We start from the raw sequence: 19,022 nt of genomic DNA, 5'->3' as shown, positions 1-19,022 counted from the left end.
TAGTAGTCATGTACACAAACTTCTATCTGATCAAAGCTAAGGTTTAGCATGACAAAGCTAAGGTCTGGCATGACAAAGCTAAGGTTTAGCGACACAAACGTGAACATTTTTCGAGCCACGACAATACCGATTTTCTTGCTTCATCCTGCTTGCTTTGTGCGATGGCTCCCCTGATGGCAAATCCTTTTTCTACCATAGCCCTTTTACATGCATTGGCTATGTACTTTTCCGTGCCCGAAAGCCCACTCCCCTCATGAGTGCAAAACGGTATGATCATCTTACCAGCCCAGCTATGTTTTTCTATAAACGTATAAACAGGCATCGGCATATCACCCCACCAGTTCGGATAACCGATAAACACGATATCATAATCTGCCACGGCAATGTCTTCTTTAACAAGAGGACGCGCTCCCGCCTATGAATTGTTTCTTATTCATAATCTCCATTTATTGGTTTTGGTTGCAAAATTAAGCGGAACAGACCGAACAGAAATTAAATGTATTACAGATTGAATTACCTTAATTACTGTTTATATAGCCTGATGCATTGACAGATAGCCGGAAAGCATTATTTTTGCATTGCCAATCATTTATATATGTTACTAATATAAACCGGAAACATTCATGGAGAAGAATATATCTCATATAGAAACTATTGCCGAATATAACAACCTACTCGACATGGAAACCCGACATCCCCTGGTCAGCGTCATCGATCTGTCGAAAGCTAATCCTATGCGGCATTCACGCTACACATTCAGTTTCTATACTATATTTTTAAAAGAAGTGAAATGCGGTGATATGATCTACGGACGACAGTATTACGACTATCAGGAAGGAACAGTCGTATGTATCGCACCAGGGCAGGTCATTGGCATTGAAGACAACGGCGAAGTTTTTCAACCCAAAGGATGGGCATTGTGCTTCCATCCCGACCTGATTCGCGGCACGTCCCTCGGCAGTCATATCAAGGAATACACCTACTTCTCGTATGAAGTCAACGAAGCATTACACCTCTCACTAAAAGAACGAGAAATATTCATTGACTGCCTCCATAAAATCAGCCACGAACTGAGACACGCCATCGACCGCTTAAGCCGCCGACTCATCTCCACCAATATCGAATTACTCTTAGATTATTGCCTGCGCTTCTACGAGCGGCAATTCATCACGCGCGAACACGTAAACAACGACATACTGACCCGTTTCGAATCACTACTCGACAACTATTTCGAAAGCGGAAAAGCCAAGCATGAAGGACTTCCTACCGTCAAACTGTGTGCCTCCGAACTATGCCTTTCAGCCAATTACTTCGGCGACCTGATAAAAAAGGAGACTGGAAAGACTGCACAGGAACACATTCAGTTCAAACTGATAGACATTGCCAAAGAAAGAGTGCTGGATCCGAAGTATTCCATCGCACAAGTGGCCTACGAACTGGGCTTTCAATATCCGCAACATTTCACCCGATTGTTCAAGAAAGTAACAGGCATGGTACCGAACGAATACAGGGAGAAATCCTCTAAGATAACGTATGACAAAGAGATATATACCTAAAAAAAATCAAAAAATGAAAGAGTTTTTCCCTTTTAAGTGTTTGATATGATAATTCACTGTATATTTGTCAACCATTTAACATTAATAGAAAGTAATGAACGAAACAAAGAAACTCATTCAACAAATAACTGAAGGCATACAAGATAAAAAAGGAAAGAAAATTGTTATTGCAGATCTTTCTAATATAAGCGATACTATCTGCAATTTTCTCGTCATTTGCCAAGGGAACTCTCCCAGCCAAGTAACCGCCATTGTAGAATCCGTGAAAGAATTTGCCCGCAAAGGAGCAGATTGCAAACCGTTTGCAATAGACGGCCTACGCAATGCCGAATGGGTAGCCATGGATTATTCCGATGTACTGGTTCACGTGTTTCTGCCCGAAGCAAGAGAATTCTATAATCTGGAACACCTTTGGGCCGATGCCAAATTAACTCAAATTCCTGATATTGATTAATAAGCCTTATGGATAATAGAAACAATAACGCAAACAAAAAGCCCAATAAAGTGAATATGCCCAAGTTCAATCTGAACTGGCTGTATATGATCATAACCATGATGCTTTTAGGACTGTGGTTCACCAATGAAAACACCACAAATAGTAAAATGGTATCTTACGACGAATTCCAGCAATACGTGCGTAATGGCTATACAAGCAAGATTATCGGTTATGATGACAATTCGGTAGAAGCATACATCAAGCCTCAATATGTGAAAAACGTATTTCAGGCAGACTCCAACCGTGTCGGAAAGAATCCGATGATCACCACCGAAGCCCCTTCACGCGAAAGTCTGGGCGACTTTTTGGAAAAAGAGAAAAGTGAACAGCATTTCGACGGTTCTATCAATTATGAGAAGAAAAGAAATTATTTCGGCATTATCATGTGGCAAATTCTGCCTATCGCAGTGCTGATCGGTTTTTGGCTTTTCATGTCAAGACGTCTGAGTGGTGGCGGAGGAGCAGGTGGCGGCAGCATATTCAATGTAGGCAAGTCGCGTGCACAGTTGTTTGAAAAAGGTACTCCGGTGAAAGTTACGTTCAAAGATGTCGCCGGTCTTGCCGAAGCCAAACAGGAAGTGGAAGAGATTGTAGAATTTCTGAAACAACCGCAGAAGTATACCGACTTGGGAGGCAAGATACCTAAAGGAGCATTGCTGGTAGGTCCTCCGGGAACTGGTAAAACACTGCTTGCCAAAGCTGTAGCGGGCGAAGCGAATGTACCGTTCTTCTCATTGGCAGGTTCAGACTTCGTCGAAATGTTTGTCGGTGTAGGTGCTTCGCGTGTACGCGACCTGTTCCGTCAGGCAAAGGAAAAGGCTCCTTGCATTGTGTTCATCGATGAAATTGATGCAGTGGGTCGTGCCCGTGCCAAAGCTGCTGCAATGGGAGGTAATGATGAACGCGAAAATACATTGAACCAATTGTTAACCGAAATGGACGGTTTCGGTTCCAACAGTGGAGTAATCATTCTGGCAGCAACCAACCGTGTAGATGTTCTTGACAAGGCTTTGTTGCGTGCCGGACGTTTCGACCGACAAATCCATGTAGACTTGCCCGACCTTAACGAACGCAAAGAAGTATTCGGCGTACACCTCCGCCCCATCAAGATAGATGATACGGTAGATGTAGACCTGCTGTCACGTCAGACACCGGGATTCTCAGGTGCCGATATAGCCAATGTCTGCAACGAAGCCGCACTGATTGCCGCACGTCACGGAAAGAAGTTCGTAGGCAAACAAGATTTCCTTGATGCCGTAGACCGTATCGTGGGTGGTCTGGAGAAGAAAACGAAGATTACAACTGAAGCAGAGCGCCGTTCTATCGCTATCCACGAAGCCGGACACGCTTCTATATCCTGGTTATTGGAATATGCCAACCCGCTGATCAAGGTAACTATCGTACCGCGCGGACGCGCATTAGGTGCAGCATGGTACCTGCCCGAAGAGCGTCAGATTACGACTAAAGAGCAAATGCTTGATGAAATGTGTGCCACACTGGGCGGACGCGCCGCCGAAGACTTGTTCTTGGGACGCATCTCAACGGGTGCAATGAACGACCTTGAGCGTGTAACCAAACAAGCATACGGCATGATTGCTTACTTAGGCATGAGCGAGAAGTTGCCAAACTTATGTTATTACAACAACGATGAGTACTCTTTCAACCGACCTTACAGCGAAAAGACTGCCGAACTGATTGACGAAGAGGTGAAGAAAATGGTGAATGAGCAGTATGAACGTGCCAAACAGATATTGTCCGAACATAAGGAAGGACACAATAAACTGGCACAATTGCTGATTGACAAGGAAGTTATCTTTGCTGAAGATGTGGAAGCGATCTTCGGAAAGCGCCCTTGGGCTTCCCGATCTGAAGAGATCAGTGCCAACAAGCAATCGGAAGAGCTGAAACAACTGGAAGAAGAGACTGCCCAAGCAGCAACGGAAAGCGAGAAAGAAGTAAAGGCGGAAGAAGAAAACAATGTGAAAGGATAAGAAAGTACCTGTGATATACGTGTGCCTCGCTAAGCAAGGCACACCCAAACAAGAACAGGACATCCGTCTTAAAGATATTATAGAATCCAAATAAACGGAATAACCGTGAAAAACAATTTTATACAACGCGCCATAACAGGTGTGTTATTCGTAGCAGTATTGGTGGGCTGCATCCTGTGCAGCCCCCTTTCATTCGGTATCTTATTTGCCATTATCGGCGCACTGAGCGTGCATGAATTTTCCCATCTGATCAACCAAAAGGGCGAAGCAGAAATCAACAAAATGATTACGGCATTGGGAGGGGCCTATCTCTTCTTGGCTGTAATGGGATTCTGCCAGTCTACTATTGGGGCAGAAGTGTTCCTACCCTATCTGGCATTATTGCTTTATCTGATGATTACGGAGTTGTATCTGAAGAAGAAAAATCCAATCGGAAACTGGGCGTTTTCCATGTTGAGCCAACTATATGTAGCCTTGCCGTTTGCACTACTCAATGTATTGGCATTCCAATATAATCCGACAGTAAGCAGTGTGACCTACAATCCTATCCTGCCGTTGTCCATATTCGTGTTCATCTGGTTGAGCGACACGGGGGCGTATTGTGTAGGTTCGTTGATTGGCAAGCACCGTCTGTTTGAACGTATATCTCCCAAGAAGTCATGGGAAGGAAGTATTGGTGGCGGTATTTTTGCTATTGCCTCTGCATTCGTGTTCGCACATTATTTCCCGTTCCTCTCTGTACTGCAATGGGCAGGGTTAGCACTAGTGGTTGTCATTTTCGGAACATGGGGAGATTTGACCGAATCACTCATGAAACGTCAATTGGGAATCAAGGACTCAGGAAATATTTTGCCGGGACACGGTGGTATGCTCGACCGCTTCGATAGTGCTTTGATGGCAATTCCGGCGGCAGTAGTTTACTTATATATATTGACGCTGATCTAAAATAGATATCAATGTTGATTAAAAAAGGAAAGGAGTTATCAGTGGGGAAACCCCTCCGATAACTCCTTAATAAACTATCGACTGAATAACTCCTGATAACTCCTTCCTAAATTCTAAATCCTCGCTTATCTCAACTGCATTTTCGAGAAATCGTAATCAGAAATCGCTTTTGTTACATTATCTGTCTGCTTCTCAAAGACGACTTCAACTTCATTGTTCACCTCGGAATTCAACTTCAGCTTGATACCTTTTGTTTCGGAAGTTATATTCAGCTCTTTCAAATTGAAAGAAACCAAGCCGGGCGCACGAACGCCGCTCAAGTCATCATAGTTATTGTAACGAAGCTCCAAATGGATATATCCATCCTCTTCAACAGCTTCATCCAAAGGATTTACTGCCGTTTCCGAACGCTGCACCAGGCTGATACGATGCTTTGTATCAGGCTTTGACGGCAGATTTTGCATAAATATAATATTCATATAGCCGCCGCTGATGGTGATGTCGCCTTTAAAGATATAAACCGGATCATTACCATATTCCGCCTCGTTTTCATCCGTCAAGGCTTCCACACTCTTTGTCAGGGCATGCCAGATTCTCTCTATCTTCACAGCATGATCATACTCTCCATAGTTGTCGGAGATAGGATTGAATACGGTTATCAGACGCTGTCCGTCTACCGGTTCATACCAGCCCATGTTGGTGTTGATGGGCCATAGCGTTCCCCAAGTGTCACTGTCCAGATAGAAAGCATTCCCTGTCACACGCACAGTTGCCCAATTAGGATAAGAAAAATCGCCGATAGAATATCCATCAGAATCGTCACACGACTGCAAGAATGGCAATACAGCCAGACACATCGCCATAAATAGCCAATTTAATTTTCTCATAATCAAAGTCTTTTTCATTTTATTAGTTAAACTTCATTTTTATATTCTGACCATAAAATGCAAAAAAACGGATTATACTGCATTGGCTTTATACCTTTTAACTATTTTATGAATTACGAATATTTATCCGAAAGCTTGCATAAAAAAGTCAACTTCCCCTCACTTCTTAACTCTTAAAATTCCATATCCGTACACTCTGCTTATGCCTTTTTCACTTTCGCAACAGACGCACCATCTCTTGCGCCGCACGTTTCGGAGCACCTGCATCACCCAAGCGCGAAGCCATGTAGTCGTAACCATCGAGCATCTGACGGCGGTACACCTTATTATATAATATACGTTCGAGTTCGGCACGGATCTGCCCGACAGTCATTGTGTCGGCAACTAACTCTTTCACAACTTCGCGATCGGCAATGAGATTCACCAAAGATATATATCGCACCTTCAGTATATGGCGCCGGAGGAAAGAGATCACCTTTCCTATCGGTGTATGATAGCATACAGCCTGCGGTACACGGAACAGAGCAGTCTCCAAGGTCGCCGTTCCTGAGGTGACCAAAGCCGCTTCGGCTTGCTGTAACAAGCGGTAGGTCTGCCCGAAAAGAATCTTCACCTTTGCATCGCCTATATATTTCCGGTAATAGTCGGGAGTGATGCCGGGAGCACCGGCCAAAACCAGTTGATATTCCGGAAAAGCAGATGCAGCACGAAGCATATCCGGCAGGTTATCCTTGATTTCCTGCTTTCGACTGCCTGCCAGCAAGGCGATAATAGGTTTAGGCTCCAAGTTGTTTTCGTGTACAAAGTCCTCATATATTTCGGGATGTCCGGCACGAAAAGCAGTTACTTCATCCACGGTAGGATTACCGATGTAGTGTATCGGGTAGTGGTGTTTTCCTTCGAAAAATTCCACTTCAAACGGCAAGATAGAGAAGAGTTCGTCTACATCGCGCTTGATATTCTTGATGCGGTACTCCTTCCATACCCATATCTTCGGCGAAATGTAATAGTAGACGGGGATTGGCGTCTTGGCATGCAGATATTGGGCTATGTTGAGATTAAATCCCGGATAATCCACCAATATAACGACATCCGGTTGCCAAGCCACAATGTCTTCTTTGCAACGTTTCATATTGGCGAAGATGGTGCGCAAATGCAGAAGAACCGGAATGAATCCCATGTATGCCAACTCTTTATAGTGCTTCACCAACGTTCCACCTACCGCTGCCATCAGGTCGCCCCCGAAAAACCGGAATTCTGCCTGCGGGTCTTCCACCTTCAGGGCGGACATCAGATGGGATGCATGCAAATCGCCGGAAGCCTCACCGGCTATCAAATAATACTTCATAAAACTGAAAAATTATGAAGTCTAGAGTAAAAAAAGGGAAGTAAAAAAATTGCCGAACAGCAAGTTTCCACTCTCGATTCTCCACTCTCAACTCCTGTTAGAACCATGTTTTCAGTTCGTCAATTAGTTCGTATGCCGTAACATCAACCTTCACCGGAGTAATGGCTACATATCCGTTGTCGAGTGCCCAATGGTCATTCTTCTCATTATCGGGGTCGGTATTTCTGAATTCTCCAGTCAGCCAGTAGTAATGTGAGTCTCCACGGTGTGCGAAGTTCTCCCATTCATTGATCCACTGCCCTTCGGACTGCGTGCAGATCTTTACTCCCTTCAGTTCTTTCGTGTCGGGAAAATTCACATTCAGACAAGTCAACGGGGGAAGCCCTTTCTCCAAAACCTTGCGTACAATATCGCGGATGTAGGGTCCGGCAGGTTCAAAGTCGGCATTCGGTTCGTGACTGCAAAGGGAGAATCCGATGGAAGGCACTCCTTTCAGGCAACCTTCAATCACGACTCCCATCGTACCGGAGTAGTGGACGTTTACAGCCGAATTATCTCCATGATTGATGCCACCGACTACCAAGTCAGGTTTGCGGTCGAGCACGGTATGAAAGGCAAGTTTAACGCAATCCACCGGAGTGCCGGAACATTTGTAAGTCGTCACTCCTACATCCTTACGCACCAATTGGTAGTGAATCGGCTCAGTCACAGTCATTGCTCCCGCACTGCCTGAACGGGGTGCATCAGGTGCCATCACTACAATCTCGCCCAACGGACGGAGATATTTTACCAACTCACTAATACCTTTCGCAATGATGCCGTCATCATTGGAAATCAATATCAAAGGCTTCTGATTTTCCATAATCTATGTTCATCTTGTTTTTCTTCTGCAAAAATAGGAAAAATGGAAAGATTACGTACCTGGATAAACCATAATTACTGTAAAAGATGCGATCTTATCCGGCACATAATCCTATCTTAAGACATCATAGGAAAATAAAGAAACGCCCCGCCATCCGTATTATTGCCGCAGACGGCAAAGCTCAAAACAAATCTTAATCTTCTGCAAGCGAGGCAAAAAAGGCATCTCAATTCAATATTATTACGTATATTTGTGACCTAAACAAGAGAATGACGAAAGCGCCCCGAAAGAGCCGAAAGAAATTCCGACGGCTTGAAGTTATTAACAAAACAGGCGACTTATCAACAGTTTTTGCAATCTTTCTCTTTTTTAGTAGGCACAATACGGAATTATCACTTATTTCGCTGCCACTAAACACTAAGAATATGGGAAAAATTATTGCTTTGGCAAATCAAAAAGGTGGTGTAGGAAAAACAACGACTACGATTAACCTCGCAGCTTCCCTTGCCACGCTGGAAAAGAAAGTGCTCGTAGTAGATGCAGATCCACAGGCAAATGCCTCCTCCGGACTGGGTGTTGACATCAAGCAGGCCGAATGCACAATCTACGAATGCATTGTCGAACAGGCTGACGTACGCGAGGCTATCCACGACACGGAGATTGATACACTGAAAGTGATATCCTCCCACATCAACTTGGTAGGTGCCGAAATAGAGATGCTCAACCTGAAAAACAGAGAGAAGATCTTGAAAGAAGTACTCGCTCCCCTGAAGGAGGAGTTCGATTATATCCTGATAGACTGCTCTCCGTCGCTGGGTCTGATCACCATCAACGCACTCACCGCAGCCGATTCGGTGATAATCCCCGTACAAGCAGAATATTTTGCACTGGAAGGTATCAGCAAACTGCTGAATACCATCAAAATCATCAAGTCGAAACTAAATCCGGCACTCGAAATTGAAGGTTTCCTGTTGACCATGTACGACTCGCGCCTGCGCCAGGCTAACCAGATTTACGACGAAGTGAAACGCCATTTCCAAGAATTGGTGTTCAATACCGTCATCCAACGCAACGTCAAACTAAGCGAAGCTCCAAGCTACGGGCTGCCCACCATTCTGTATGACGCAGATTCCACCGGAGCCAAAAACCACATGGCGCTTGCCAAAGAACTGATAAGCCGTAACAACTAACTAATAAACAAAGAACTATGGCACAAAAAAGAAATGTATTAGGACGCGGACTGGACGCACTGCTCTCCATGGACGAAGTGCAGACCGAAGGCTCCTCTTCCATCAATGAAATAGAACTGTCGAAAATCTCAGTCAACCCCAACCAGCCACGTCGGGAGTTTGACGAGACTGCCCTTCAGGAGCTTGCCGACTCTATTGCCGAAATAGGCATCATACAGCCCGTCACCCTCCGCCAACTGGCAGACGACGAATATCAGATCATTGCCGGAGAAAGACGTTTCCGCGCCTCACTGATGGCAGGACTGAAAAGTATCCCCGCCTATATCCGCACTGCCGATGATGAGAATGTCATGGAAATGGCACTCATCGAAAACATCCAACGCGAAGACCTGAACTCCGTGGAAATAGCACTCGCCTACCAGCACTTGCTTGAGCAATACGGCCTCACGCAGGAACGCCTCAGCGAACGTGTAGGCAAGAAACGGACCACCATAGCCAACTACCTACGACTGCTGAAGCTACCTGCTCCCATACAGATAGCTCTGCAAAACAAGCAGATAGACATGGGACATGCCCGCGCACTCGTCACCCTTGGCGACCCCAAGTTGCAGGTGAAGATCTTCGAAGAAATCATCGAACAAGGATACTCCGTACGCAAGGTGGAGGAAATCGTGAAATCGCTGAGCGAAGGCGAAGCCGTGAAAAGCGGCGGACGAAAGATCGCTCCAAAACGCGCCAAGCTGCCGGAAGAATTCAACATGCTCAAGCAGCAACTGTCCGGCTTTTTCAACGCCAAAGTGCAACTGACCTGTTCGGAGAAAGGCAAAGGAAAGATCAGCATACCGTTCAACAATGAAGAGGAACTGGAACGTATTATCGGCATACTTGATACTTTGAAGAAATAAATGACGAAAGAATACAGAACATATCAATGGTGCATAGCCCTGCTACTCTGCTTCATGCAGGCAGCAGGGATTGCCTTGTATGGACAGGACCGTCCGCGCGCCGCCGCCAAACGGCAACAAAAGCAACTGCAGGCCGACTCTCTGCAAAGGCTTATGCCTATATCGGCAGACAGCCTGAACCCGCAAGCCTCCTCACGCCTGCAACCGGACACTGCTGCCGACTCGCTCGCCATGGCAGACAGCATAGCTGCCGAAAACAAAAAACACTTGTTGGAAATGACCTCAAACCCCATACCGCAAACCACACCTGTATCCACGGACAGCCTGCATGAAGTCATCAACAAGAAAGTCTTCATCCCCAATCCGACCAAAGCAACTTGGCTCGCACTCGTAATTCCCGGAGGAGGGCAAATCTACAACCGTAAATACTGGAAACTCCCCATCATCTACGGAGGATTTGCCGGTTGCGCCTACGCACTGACATGGAACAGCAACATGTACAAAGACTATATGCAAGCCTACAAAGACGCTTCCAACGAAAACTGGGAAGCAAGCAGCATCAATAATCTTCTGCCTCCCGGATACATAGACCGCGTCTCAAAAAGCCAACTGACGGAGACCTTGCGGAAGCGAAAAGATACCTACCGGCGATACCGCGACCTGAGTATCTTCGCTTTCATAGGCGTCTACCTATTCTCCGTGATCGACGCCTATGTCGATGCCGAACTGTCCAACTTCGACATCACCCCGGATCTTAGCATGAGAATAGAGCCTGCCGTCATCAACAATTCATATCAGGGATACAACACCGGCATCTCCAACAAGTCTGTCGGGCTGCAATGCAGTTTCCGCTTTTAATAACCCAACCTGTTAGAATAAAGAAGAATCGCAAATGAAAAAGAAATCTGTCAATATGAAAAAGTTTATAACCACTCCACTCTTGTTTTGCCTGGCACTTTTCGGCTTCCATGCCCAAGCACAAGAAAGTGTTGACGTGCTCATACGCAACAACGGGACCGAGCGGCAAGAAAGCATCGAACTCCCCCAAAGCATGACCTACCCGCTGGACAGCCTGCTCAGCGACTGGAAAGCTAGAAATTATATCGACCTAAGCAAAGATTGCAGCACTTCCACCGAAAATCCGTTCTTCAACGATTCGGTCTACATCGATCGCCTCGGGCGCATTCCTGCCGTAATGGAAATGCCTTACAACGAAATCGTGCGCAAATTTATCGACATGTACACTGGACGTCTGCGCAACAACGTAGCATTCATGCTGAGTGCCTGCAACTTCTACATGCCCATCTTTGAAGAAGCACTGGATGCCTACGCCCTGCCGCTCGAACTCAAATACCTGCCCATCATCGAATCCGCCCTTAACCCCTCGGCAAGGTCGCGTGTAGGTGCCTCCGGATTGTGGCAATTCATGCTCGCTACCGGAAAGATGTACGGCCTGGAAAGCAACAGCCTCGTCGACGAACGCTATGACCCAATAAAGTCCACTTGGGCAGCCGCACGCTATCTGAAAGACTTGTATGACATCTATCGGGATTGGAACCTAGTCATCGCCGCCTACAACTGCGGACCGGGAACTATCAACAAAGCCATACGCCGCGCCGGTGGGAAAACCGATTATTGGGAAATCTATAACTTCCTACCTAAGGAAACACGGGGATATGTGCCCGCATTCATCGCCGCCAACTACGCAATGACCTACTACTGCAAGCACAACATCTGCCCGATGGAGACCAGCATTCCTAATGCTACCGACACTGTGCAGGTGACCAAGAACCTGCACTTTGAACAGCTTGTCGACCTCTGCGGCGTCAATCTGGAAGAGTTGAAAAGTCTCAACCCACAATACAAAAAGAACATTATCCCCGGAGAAAGCAAACCGCAAACCCTCCGCCTGCCCTTGAAGTACATCAGCACATTCATTGATCAGCAAGATACCATCTACTCCCATCGTGCCGACGAACTGTTCAAAAATCGCCGGACAGTGGGTATTCCTACAACACGCCGCACCACAACAGGTAGCGGAAACCTGACATATCATAAGATCCGCAGCGGCGAAACGCTGGGTTCAATCGCCCGACGCTACGGCGTCACCGTCAAGCAACTTCAGAGCTGGAACGGACTGCGTAACACCAACATTTCTGCCGGAAAACGACTGAAGATATATAAATAAGCGGTAAACGCTTGCACGGTATCGAAAATTAGCTACTTTTGCAATAACAGAACAAAATAAGGAGAACAGGTTATGGAAGAGAATGTCAGCCAGAAAAACAAAGAGCTTGTCGAAGAAGAAATGATAGAACAGGCTTTCCAGCAACTGTTGAACGACTATCTGGCAACCAAACACCGCAAGCGTGTCGAAATCATTACAAAGGCATTCAATTTTGCCAACCAGGCACACAAAGGTATCAAACGCCGCTCAGGCGAGCCCTATATCATGCACCCGATTGCCGTGGCAAAGATTGTATGCACCGAAATCGGCCTGGGATCTACATCTATCTGTGCCGCCCTGCTGCATGATGTAGTAGAAGATACAGACTATACCGTAGAGGATATTGAGAATATCTTCGGTCCGAAAATCGCCCAAATCGTGGACGGTCTGACCAAAATATCCGGCGGAATCTTCGGCGACCGCGCCTCGGCACAAGCAGAGAACTTCAAGAAACTGTTGCTGACCATGTCCGATGACATACGCGTGATCCTCATAAAAATAGCAGACCGCCTGCACAATATGCGTACGTTAGGCTCCATGCTTCCCAACAAGCAGTATAAGATTGCAGGCGAGACCCTATACATCTATGCCCCGCTTGCCAACCGCCTCGGACTCTACAAAATAAAGACCGAACTGGAAAACCTGAGTTTCAAATACGAACACCCTGAAGAGTATCAGGAAATAGAAGAGAAACTGGCTGCCACAGCTACCGAACGCGACAAGGTGTTCAAGGAATTCACCGCCCCCATCCGTGCCCAACTGGACAAGATGGGAATGAAATACCGCATTCTTGCACGCGTCAAGTCCATCTATTCCATTTGGAACAAGATGCAAACCAAGCACGTTCCTTTCGAAGAAATCTACGACCTGCTTGCCGTACGCATCATCTTCGAACCACGCAACATGGACGAAGAACTAAACGACTGCTTCGACATCTACGTCTCCATCTCCAAAATATACAAACCGCACCCCGACCGATTGCGCGACTGGGTGAGCCATCCCAAAGCAAACGGCTATCAAGCGTTGCACGTCACCCTCATGGGAAACAACGGCCAGTGGATCGAAGTACAGATCCGCAGCGAACGTATGAATGATGTTGCCGAACAGGGATTTGCCGCACACTGGAAATACAAAGAAGGAGGCGGAAGTGAAGATGAAGGCGAGCTGGACAAATGGCTGCGCACCATCAAGGAGATTTTGGAAGACCCGCAACCGGACGCCATAGACTTCCTTGATACCATCAAATTGAACCTGTTTGCCTCGGAAATATTCGTATTCACCCCCAAAGGAGAAATCAAGACCATGCCGCAGAATGCTACGGCGCTGGACTTTGCCTTCTCCCTGCACACCGACATCGGTAGTCATTGCATCGGCGCCAAAGTGAACCATAAACTCGTCCCCCTGAGCCACAAGTTGCAAAGCGGTGACCAAGTTGAAGTGCTGACTTCCAAGTCGCAACGTGTACAGCCGGAATGGGAAGTGTTTGCCACAACCGCTCGTGCCCGTGCAAAAATCGCCGCTATCCTGCGTAAAGAGCAAAGAATCCATCAGAAAGAGGGCGAAAACCTCCTAAACGAGTTCTTCCAAAAAGAAGAGTTCCGTCCGGACGATGCACTGGTAGATAAACTGGTAAAGGCGCATAACATGAAAAACCGGGACGAACTGTTCGTCGCCATCGGCAGCAAGAAAATCATATTGGGTGACTTGGACAAAAACGCCCTGAAAGAAAAACAAGGAACCAACTGGAAGAAATTCCTCACCTTTTCGTTCGGTGGCAACAAAGATAACAAAGAAAACACAGGAGAAAAGGCATCACAGGAAAAAGAGAAAATCAATACGAAACAGATCCTGAAACTAACGGAAGAAAACATCCAGAAAAAATACATCATGGCAGAATGTTGTCATCCCATACCCGGCGATGACGTATTGGGTTACTTGGACGACAACGACCGAATCATCATTCACAAGCGCCAATGCCCTGTTGCCGCACGCCTGAAGAGCAGTTACGGTAATCGCATTCTCGCCACGGAATGGGATACCCACAAGGAACTCTCTTTCCTGGTAGACATATATGTAAAAGGTATAGATGCCGTGGGATTGCTGAACGAAGTCACTCAAGTCATCTCCCGACAACTGAACGTAAACATCCGCAAACTGTCCATCGAAACGACAGACGGAATCTTTGAAGGTAAAATCCAATTGTACGTACATGATGTGGACGATGTAAAAACCATTTGTAACAACCTGAAACAAATACAGAACATCAAGCAAGTAACTCGTGTAGAAGCATAAATAACAAAAAAAGATACACTATATGTTCAACTCAAAAAAAGGAACTGACGATAAAGTCAGTAATAAACTTACCACCCTTTCCAGCCAAAGTCTCATTAAGGGTGACTGTTCCATCGACGGCGACATGCGTATTGACGGAACCATAGAAGGAAATATCCAATGCAGCGGAAAAATAGTAATCGGTCCCGAAGGAAGAGTAAACGGCAATATCACTTGCACGCACGCCTGCCTGCACGGCACCATTATCGGTGATGCCTACGTGAAAGAAGAGCTTACACTGAAAGCCAACTGCGTGATGCAAGGCAATATCTATACTTCTAAACTGGAAATAGAATCACAAGCCAAATTCAACGGAAGCTGCAAAACCAACGATATGAATCAGGAAGTAAAACTTCTGGAAGCCCCCGCCAAGAAATAGGCAAAAGATATATATTTTCACTACATTTCCCCCCTGTCTCCATAGGAAGGACCGTTTCTGAATATATTCCTAAAACTCTCTATCCGCACCTAAAAGACAGGAGGGAAATGTTCATCCATTCTAATTGCAAACATAAGCATTCATTTAATCCGCAAATTCATTTGTTTAATTCCTGAATATCTTTCTTCAGCTCCTCTACTTGATCGTAAGTGAATCCGTCAAGTGCTTTCTTCATGTTCATCAACTCTTCGCGAATGGACTTCAACCGATCGACAACTTCAAAATTGCGAAGTGTATTCTCCTTATTGTCCTTCATCCGCTGACGCGCACCGGGCAACGTCATACCGCGTTCCTTCACCAGATGATAAATCAATTTTACCACTTCAATATCCTCCCTGCGATATTGGCGCACTCCCCGACTGCCTTTCTTCGGAGAGAGCTGCGGAAACTCTTTCTCCCAAAAACGCAACAGAGACTCGTTGACATCAAACATCTGCGCCACCTCACTAATGGAGTAATACAATTTCATATTCTTATCAGTATTCATCATGACAAATCTTGCTTTCTTTCGCAAATTTAGATTTCTTTTTTCAAACCGTCACACAAGGATGAAAATAAATCACCAAGATTTCTTCAGAACGACATGTTTTGTCGTCCAACCGCCTTATATTTGCCTATAGAAAACGTCAATAAATAGAAGATATGGGTAGAAAATTAGAAGGACTGCAACGAATGTTGGTTATCATCAATAAATTGAAAGGCTGCCGGCAATACATTTCACGCGAAGAACTCGAACTCTACGTCTCACGTCGCATGGAGGAGCGAGACGGTACTCCTGTCGATCTGCGTACCCTGCAACGCGACTTTAACGAAATAAAAGAGTTGTTCGGCATCTGTATCCGTTTCGACAAGAAGCAAAACGGTTACTACATCGAGGAAGAAGATGAATGGAAGGAGGAACAGTACGACCGTCTTCTGCTAAACTTCGATTTACTGAATGCCATTGACAGTACCTCCAACCTACCTACATACGTATTGGCGGAACATCATCGCCCGATGGATTGCAAATGTCTTACTACACTGATAAAAGCCATCAAATTCTCCCATCCGGTAAGTTTCAACTATATATATGTGCGCGAAGGAGGCAAGACACGCGAGAAGAAAGTCCTTCCCCACTACCTGAAAGAAGACCAGCAAAGATGGTATCTTCTTGCCTATGACGACAATATACTGAAAACGTTCAGTGCCGAATGTATCCGCGACCTCCGAATCCACTACGAAGAGACCTTCAAGCGAGACATGGGTATTGACGTTACGGAACTGTTCAAGGACAGTTATGGCATTTGGAACCAAGCTGACATCCCTGTGGAAGAAATCGAACTGAGCTATGATGCTTTGGATGGCAGTTTCTTGAAGTCAGTTCCTCTTCATCATTCGCAAGAAATACTTGTCGACACCGATGAAGAATTTCGCATCCGCTTGCGTCTGCGTATCACTAATGACTTCGTAATGGCGCTACTATCACGCAGCCGTTCACTAACAGTCATCCGTCCGCTACATTTGCGCGAACGGGTGAGGAAAGTTTATGAGGAAGCGTTGAAAAGAAATACACAACCATAAATTGTTTTTCCTAAAATAATAACCATCAAAACATAGAAAAATCATGAGCAACCATTCTCACCAGGACAAGAATAATCTCTTGAAAGGAATAGGTACACTTTGCATTTTTATCATCTTTGGATATTATATTTATCAAGATGCCATGAACAGAATGAAGTTGGGAAAAAGTCTAAATGAAAATGCTACTCCGCCGCAACGTGAGTTCAGTCGTGAGTCATCCCAATTACAATGCTCACCTGCCATACATGAAAATGCGGCTGATAAAAATGTAACAAGAAAAATGCAATATGCAGTATCCAATAACTCGAACGATTATGATACTTTCAACGAACATCTGGATGAATATCTTGCAGACCCTGAAGATGAAATCACCTATCCGCCCGAAATCTATGATGCACTGATAGATGATGAATAAGAGTTGATGACAACAAGAAGAATTGATGACTAAGAAAATACAATATCTCCATTTGAGTTTGATAATCAATAAACTTTTTGTAGTTTTGCAAAGTTCAAACCCAACTGGTTAGGACATACATAGTTTATTGATGAAAGTGTAGCTTTTATCCTTGTGTTGGAAATCTGGTAAATTTCATAAAATGCAATAGGAAAGCAATCACGCTCATCACTTGTCTGTATATACTTATCCAAGCTATATACATTACAAGTGTGGGGATATTGTTTATCTTGCATTTAGGTTTACCAGAACCTCCAACACGATAAATGATGTGACTCCACACTTTTCTTTTTATAATAAGCTGCCATAAGAAGGAGTCAAATGGCATATTCAAATCTACAATACCATGGGAGAAGGGAAATATTTAAATCTTTGGAAAGGGGAATTATCCTTTATTCTGTCTGCTATCGAAAAAGGAGGAGCAGAAAAAAAATTATCTTCAGAAGAATTTCAACATAGTGGAAACAGAAAAGTTTCCGGATATACCTTCCGGCTTGATATTAGTAATGGAAACGTACCTGAAAAATCAAATACAGCAGTAGCCCGTGATCTAAAGAAAACACTTGATGACAGCCGCAAATTTAGAGAAATAGCTCAGAATAAAAAGATTACGATTCGAATGGGAGTAGAATTCATTTTAATCGTAAGAGTACACGAATTATAGCATCAAACTGTATAATTCTTTATTTACCATCTATTTAATCAATAAAAATTCTAATAACATGAAAGATTCTACAAATTTCATTCTACGCATTGAAAATACAGAGAGTAACACTAATAGAAGTCTAAAAATCGTAAGTAATAGTGATTTAGAGTCACTTGAGCAGTATGACATGATAGAAAAAATTATCGACTCTGTATCTATAAAAGTCCTTTCAAAGTCAATAGATCTTATTGATATGCCAAATACAAAATTATATCTATACCAACCAATTGAAATAGATAAAGATCTATTCTTAAGACTATTGGAAGACAGAGATCTTATCGAAGCAAAAAGTAGCATCATGTCTTGCTTAGATGAACTATCTGACGAAAAAAAACAAAGGATATTAGATGAATTAATGTCTCAATATATCAAATAATCACCTCCAAAAACAAGATGTATTATGAACAATAACCTAGAACAAATTTTAGCAAAAGCAGCATTCCATGAAATTAAACAGAAGTCTAACGCCAATAAAAAGGATAAAGACGAAACTTATGTAATCAATTTGTGTGATAAAATATTAAATGAGGCTGCATCGCGCCAACACCGATTTGACTTCTTAAAAGGAGATACAGGAGTAAAACTACCGGTTGACGCGTATTATGAAAATTATCAATTAGTTATAGAATATAACGAGAAGCAACACACGGAATCTGTAAAACTATTCGACAATAAAAAGACCGTAAGTGGAGTAACAAGAGATATCCAACGACGCATTTACGACGAACGGCGCAAAGAAGTTCTTCCTAAACATGGAATAGAATTGATTGTCTTTTCTTATGACGATTTTGATTTTGATAATAGAAAGAGAATCAAACGTAATCAAGAAAAAGACCTGGAAATTGTAAGGGAAAAATTGAAAAAATTCATCACCCCCCAAAAAATATAAGACCTCAAAATAACAAGTAATGTAATGCCACATAACAAGTAATGTAATGAGGCATAACATTATTTGTTATGTGGCATTACATTACTTGTTATGAGACATAAGATATATATGGAGAGAGGGCATATCGATAAAATCACATTTTTCTTATTTATGTGTTACACACAAATGTAGTTATAGGTAGGGGGGGCTACCCTCCTATTATTATAAAATGTGTGTGTAACAAGCCTTAAGAAAAA

General features: G+C 44.3%; 20 protein-coding genes. 15 read left to right on the top strand and 5 right to left on the bottom strand.

Features of this window, described 5'->3' with window-relative positions; genetic code table 11:
• Window positions 1–85 precede the first annotated feature (85 nt).
• Window positions 86–379 carry a flavodoxin gene (locus QZ323_RS12875; RefSeq protein WP_363175143.1) on the bottom strand — a complete coding sequence of 98 codons (294 nt, stop codon included), beginning with the start codon at window positions 377–379 and terminating at the stop codon, window positions 86–88.
• Between the two features lie 244 nt (window positions 380–623).
• Here QZ323_RS12875 and QZ323_RS12870 point away from each other — a divergent pair, with 244 nt between their 5' ends.
• From QZ323_RS12870 to QZ323_RS12855, 4 genes are all read left to right on the top strand, one after another.
• Window positions 624–1,556 carry a helix-turn-helix domain-containing protein gene (locus QZ323_RS12870; protein WP_294635097.1) on the top strand — a complete coding sequence of 311 codons (933 nt, stop codon included), beginning with the start codon at window positions 624–626 and terminating at the stop codon, window positions 1,554–1,556.
• A 94-nt stretch (window positions 1,557–1,650) separates the two neighbouring features.
• A complete protein-coding gene (gene rsfS, locus QZ323_RS12865) occupies window positions 1,651–2,010 on the top strand; it encodes a ribosome silencing factor (RefSeq protein ID WP_294635095.1) in 360 nt (119 codons plus the stop codon).
• Between the two features lie 8 nt (window positions 2,011–2,018).
• Window positions 2,019–4,043 (top strand): ATP-dependent zinc metalloprotease FtsH, encoded by a 2,025-nt coding sequence (ftsH, locus tag QZ323_RS12860; protein WP_294635094.1) that lies wholly within the window; start codon window positions 2,019–2,021, stop codon window positions 4,041–4,043.
• A gap of 105 nt (window positions 4,044–4,148) precedes the next feature.
• Window positions 4,149–4,988 carry a phosphatidate cytidylyltransferase gene (locus QZ323_RS12855; protein WP_294635093.1) on the top strand — a complete coding sequence of 280 codons (840 nt, stop codon included), beginning with the start codon at window positions 4,149–4,151 and terminating at the stop codon, window positions 4,986–4,988.
• Between the two features lie 125 nt (window positions 4,989–5,113).
• On the opposite strand, the gene QZ323_RS12850 is transcribed toward QZ323_RS12855, so the two are convergent.
• The 3 genes from QZ323_RS12850 to surE all read right to left on the bottom strand — a co-directional run bounded on the left by QZ323_RS12850 (window position 5,114) and on the right by surE (window position 8,085).
• Window positions 5,114–5,875: a NigD-like protein gene (locus QZ323_RS12850; RefSeq protein WP_294635092.1), complete on the bottom strand. Its 762-nt coding sequence runs from the start codon at window positions 5,873–5,875 to the stop codon at window positions 5,114–5,116.
• A gap of 211 nt (window positions 5,876–6,086) precedes the next feature.
• Window positions 6,087–7,223, bottom strand: coding sequence for a lipid-A-disaccharide synthase (gene lpxB / locus QZ323_RS12845; RefSeq protein ID WP_294635090.1), 1,137 nt, complete (start codon window positions 7,221–7,223; stop codon window positions 6,087–6,089).
• A 97-nt stretch (window positions 7,224–7,320) separates the two neighbouring features.
• The gene (surE, locus tag QZ323_RS12840) at window positions 7,321–8,085 is read right to left on the bottom strand and encodes a 5'/3'-nucleotidase SurE (RefSeq protein ID WP_294635089.1); all 765 of its coding nucleotides are present in this window, start codon (window positions 8,083–8,085) and stop codon (window positions 7,321–7,323) included.
• A 425-nt stretch (window positions 8,086–8,510) separates the two neighbouring features.
• On the opposite strand from surE, the gene QZ323_RS12835 reads away from it, so the two are divergent.
• The 6 genes from QZ323_RS12835 (at window position 8,511) to QZ323_RS12810 (ending at window position 15,117) form a co-directional block, all read left to right on the top strand.
• Window positions 8,511–9,275: an AAA family ATPase gene (locus QZ323_RS12835; RefSeq protein ID WP_294635088.1), complete on the top strand. Its 765-nt coding sequence runs from the start codon at window positions 8,511–8,513 to the stop codon at window positions 9,273–9,275.
• Between the two features lie 17 nt (window positions 9,276–9,292).
• Window positions 9,293–10,180: a ParB/RepB/Spo0J family partition protein gene (locus QZ323_RS12830; RefSeq protein WP_294635087.1), complete on the top strand. Its 888-nt coding sequence runs from the start codon at window positions 9,293–9,295 to the stop codon at window positions 10,178–10,180.
• Complete coding sequence (locus QZ323_RS12825) at window positions 10,181–11,038, top strand: DUF5683 domain-containing protein (RefSeq protein WP_294635085.1); 858 nt, start codon at window positions 10,181–10,183, stop codon at window positions 11,036–11,038. It begins immediately after the preceding gene.
• 34 nt (window positions 11,039–11,072) lie between these two features.
• A complete protein-coding gene (locus QZ323_RS12820; RefSeq protein WP_294635084.1) occupies window positions 11,073–12,368 on the top strand; it encodes a lytic transglycosylase domain-containing protein in 1,296 nt (431 codons plus the stop codon).
• 72 nt (window positions 12,369–12,440) lie between these two features.
• Window positions 12,441–14,699: a RelA/SpoT family protein gene (locus QZ323_RS12815; RefSeq protein ID WP_294635083.1), complete on the top strand. Its 2,259-nt coding sequence runs from the start codon at window positions 12,441–12,443 to the stop codon at window positions 14,697–14,699.
• A gap of 22 nt (window positions 14,700–14,721) precedes the next feature.
• Window positions 14,722–15,117, top strand: a complete 396-nt coding sequence (locus QZ323_RS12810) for a polymer-forming cytoskeletal protein (RefSeq protein WP_294635081.1) — start codon at window positions 14,722–14,724, stop codon at window positions 15,115–15,117.
• 157 nt (window positions 15,118–15,274) lie between these two features.
• Here QZ323_RS12810 and QZ323_RS12805 read toward each other — a convergent pair whose 3' ends face one another.
• The gene (locus QZ323_RS12805) at window positions 15,275–15,667 is read right to left on the bottom strand and encodes a MerR family transcriptional regulator (protein ID WP_294635080.1); all 393 of its coding nucleotides are present in this window, start codon (window positions 15,665–15,667) and stop codon (window positions 15,275–15,277) included.
• Window positions 15,668–15,819: 152 nt separating this feature from the next.
• Here QZ323_RS12805 and QZ323_RS12800 point away from each other — a divergent pair, with 152 nt between their 5' ends.
• The 5 genes from QZ323_RS12800 (at window position 15,820) to QZ323_RS12780 (ending at window position 18,786) form a co-directional block, all read left to right on the top strand.
• On the top strand, window positions 15,820–16,737 hold the full coding sequence (locus tag QZ323_RS12800; RefSeq protein WP_294635079.1) for a WYL domain-containing protein: 918 nt from the start codon (window positions 15,820–15,822) through the stop codon (window positions 16,735–16,737).
• Between the two features lie 43 nt (window positions 16,738–16,780).
• On the top strand, window positions 16,781–17,152 hold the full coding sequence (locus QZ323_RS12795; RefSeq protein WP_294635078.1) for a hypothetical protein: 372 nt from the start codon (window positions 16,781–16,783) through the stop codon (window positions 17,150–17,152).
• Window positions 17,153–17,537: 385 nt separating this feature from the next.
• A complete protein-coding gene (locus QZ323_RS12790; protein WP_294635077.1) occupies window positions 17,538–17,855 on the top strand; it encodes a hypothetical protein in 318 nt (105 codons plus the stop codon).
• A gap of 58 nt (window positions 17,856–17,913) precedes the next feature.
• Entirely contained in the window at window positions 17,914–18,273 is a 360-nt protein-coding gene (locus tag QZ323_RS12785; RefSeq protein ID WP_294635076.1) for a hypothetical protein, read from the top strand.
• Window positions 18,274–18,297: 24 nt separating this feature from the next.
• Entirely contained in the window at window positions 18,298–18,786 is a 489-nt protein-coding gene (locus QZ323_RS12780) for a hypothetical protein (RefSeq protein WP_294635074.1), read from the top strand.
• The last annotated feature ends 236 nt before the right edge of the window (window positions 18,787–19,022 follow it).

Source organism: uncultured Bacteroides sp. (assembly GCF_910585845.1).
Lineage (GTDB): Bacteria > Bacteroidota > Bacteroidia > Bacteroidales > Bacteroidaceae > Bacteroides.
The sequence above is the reverse complement of the archived record's forward strand: the minus strand, read 5'-3'. Positions and strand labels throughout refer to the sequence as shown.

Bases quoted from the DNA above. Each gene is read 5' to 3' on its own strand.
- QZ323_RS12870 (WP_294635097.1), top strand. From the start codon at position 624: ATGGAGAAGAATATATCTCATATAGAAACTATTGCCGAATATAACAAC.
- rsfS (WP_294635095.1), top strand. From the start codon at position 1,651: ATGAACGAAACAAAGAAACTCATTCAACAAATAACTGAAGGCATACAA.
- ftsH (WP_294635094.1), top strand. From the start codon at position 2,019: ATGGATAATAGAAACAATAACGCAAACAAAAAGCCCAATAAAGTGAAT.
- QZ323_RS12850 (WP_294635092.1), bottom strand. From the start codon at position 5,875: ATGAGAAAATTAAATTGGCTATTTATGGCGATGTGTCTGGCTGTATTG.
- lpxB (WP_294635090.1), bottom strand. From the start codon at position 7,223: ATGAAGTATTATTTGATAGCCGGTGAGGCTTCCGGCGATTTGCATGCA.
- surE (WP_294635089.1), bottom strand. From the start codon at position 8,085: ATGGAAAATCAGAAGCCTTTGATATTGATTTCCAATGATGACGGCATC.
- QZ323_RS12835 (WP_294635088.1), top strand. From the start codon at position 8,511: ATGGGAAAAATTATTGCTTTGGCAAATCAAAAAGGTGGTGTAGGAAAA.
- QZ323_RS12830 (WP_294635087.1), top strand. From the start codon at position 9,293: ATGGCACAAAAAAGAAATGTATTAGGACGCGGACTGGACGCACTGCTC.
- QZ323_RS12825 (WP_294635085.1), top strand. From the start codon at position 10,181: ATGACGAAAGAATACAGAACATATCAATGGTGCATAGCCCTGCTACTC.
- QZ323_RS12820 (WP_294635084.1), top strand. From the start codon at position 11,073: ATGAAAAAGAAATCTGTCAATATGAAAAAGTTTATAACCACTCCACTC.
- QZ323_RS12815 (WP_294635083.1), top strand. From the start codon at position 12,441: ATGGAAGAGAATGTCAGCCAGAAAAACAAAGAGCTTGTCGAAGAAGAA.
- QZ323_RS12810 (WP_294635081.1), top strand. From the start codon at position 14,722: ATGTTCAACTCAAAAAAAGGAACTGACGATAAAGTCAGTAATAAACTT.
- QZ323_RS12805 (WP_294635080.1), bottom strand. From the start codon at position 15,667: ATGATGAATACTGATAAGAATATGAAATTGTATTACTCCATTAGTGAG.
- QZ323_RS12800 (WP_294635079.1), top strand. From the start codon at position 15,820: ATGGGTAGAAAATTAGAAGGACTGCAACGAATGTTGGTTATCATCAAT.
- QZ323_RS12795 (WP_294635078.1), top strand. From the start codon at position 16,781: ATGAGCAACCATTCTCACCAGGACAAGAATAATCTCTTGAAAGGAATA.
- QZ323_RS12790 (WP_294635077.1), top strand. From the start codon at position 17,538: ATGGGAGAAGGGAAATATTTAAATCTTTGGAAAGGGGAATTATCCTTT.
- QZ323_RS12785 (WP_294635076.1), top strand. From the start codon at position 17,914: ATGAAAGATTCTACAAATTTCATTCTACGCATTGAAAATACAGAGAGT.
- QZ323_RS12780 (WP_294635074.1), top strand. From the start codon at position 18,298: ATGAACAATAACCTAGAACAAATTTTAGCAAAAGCAGCATTCCATGAA.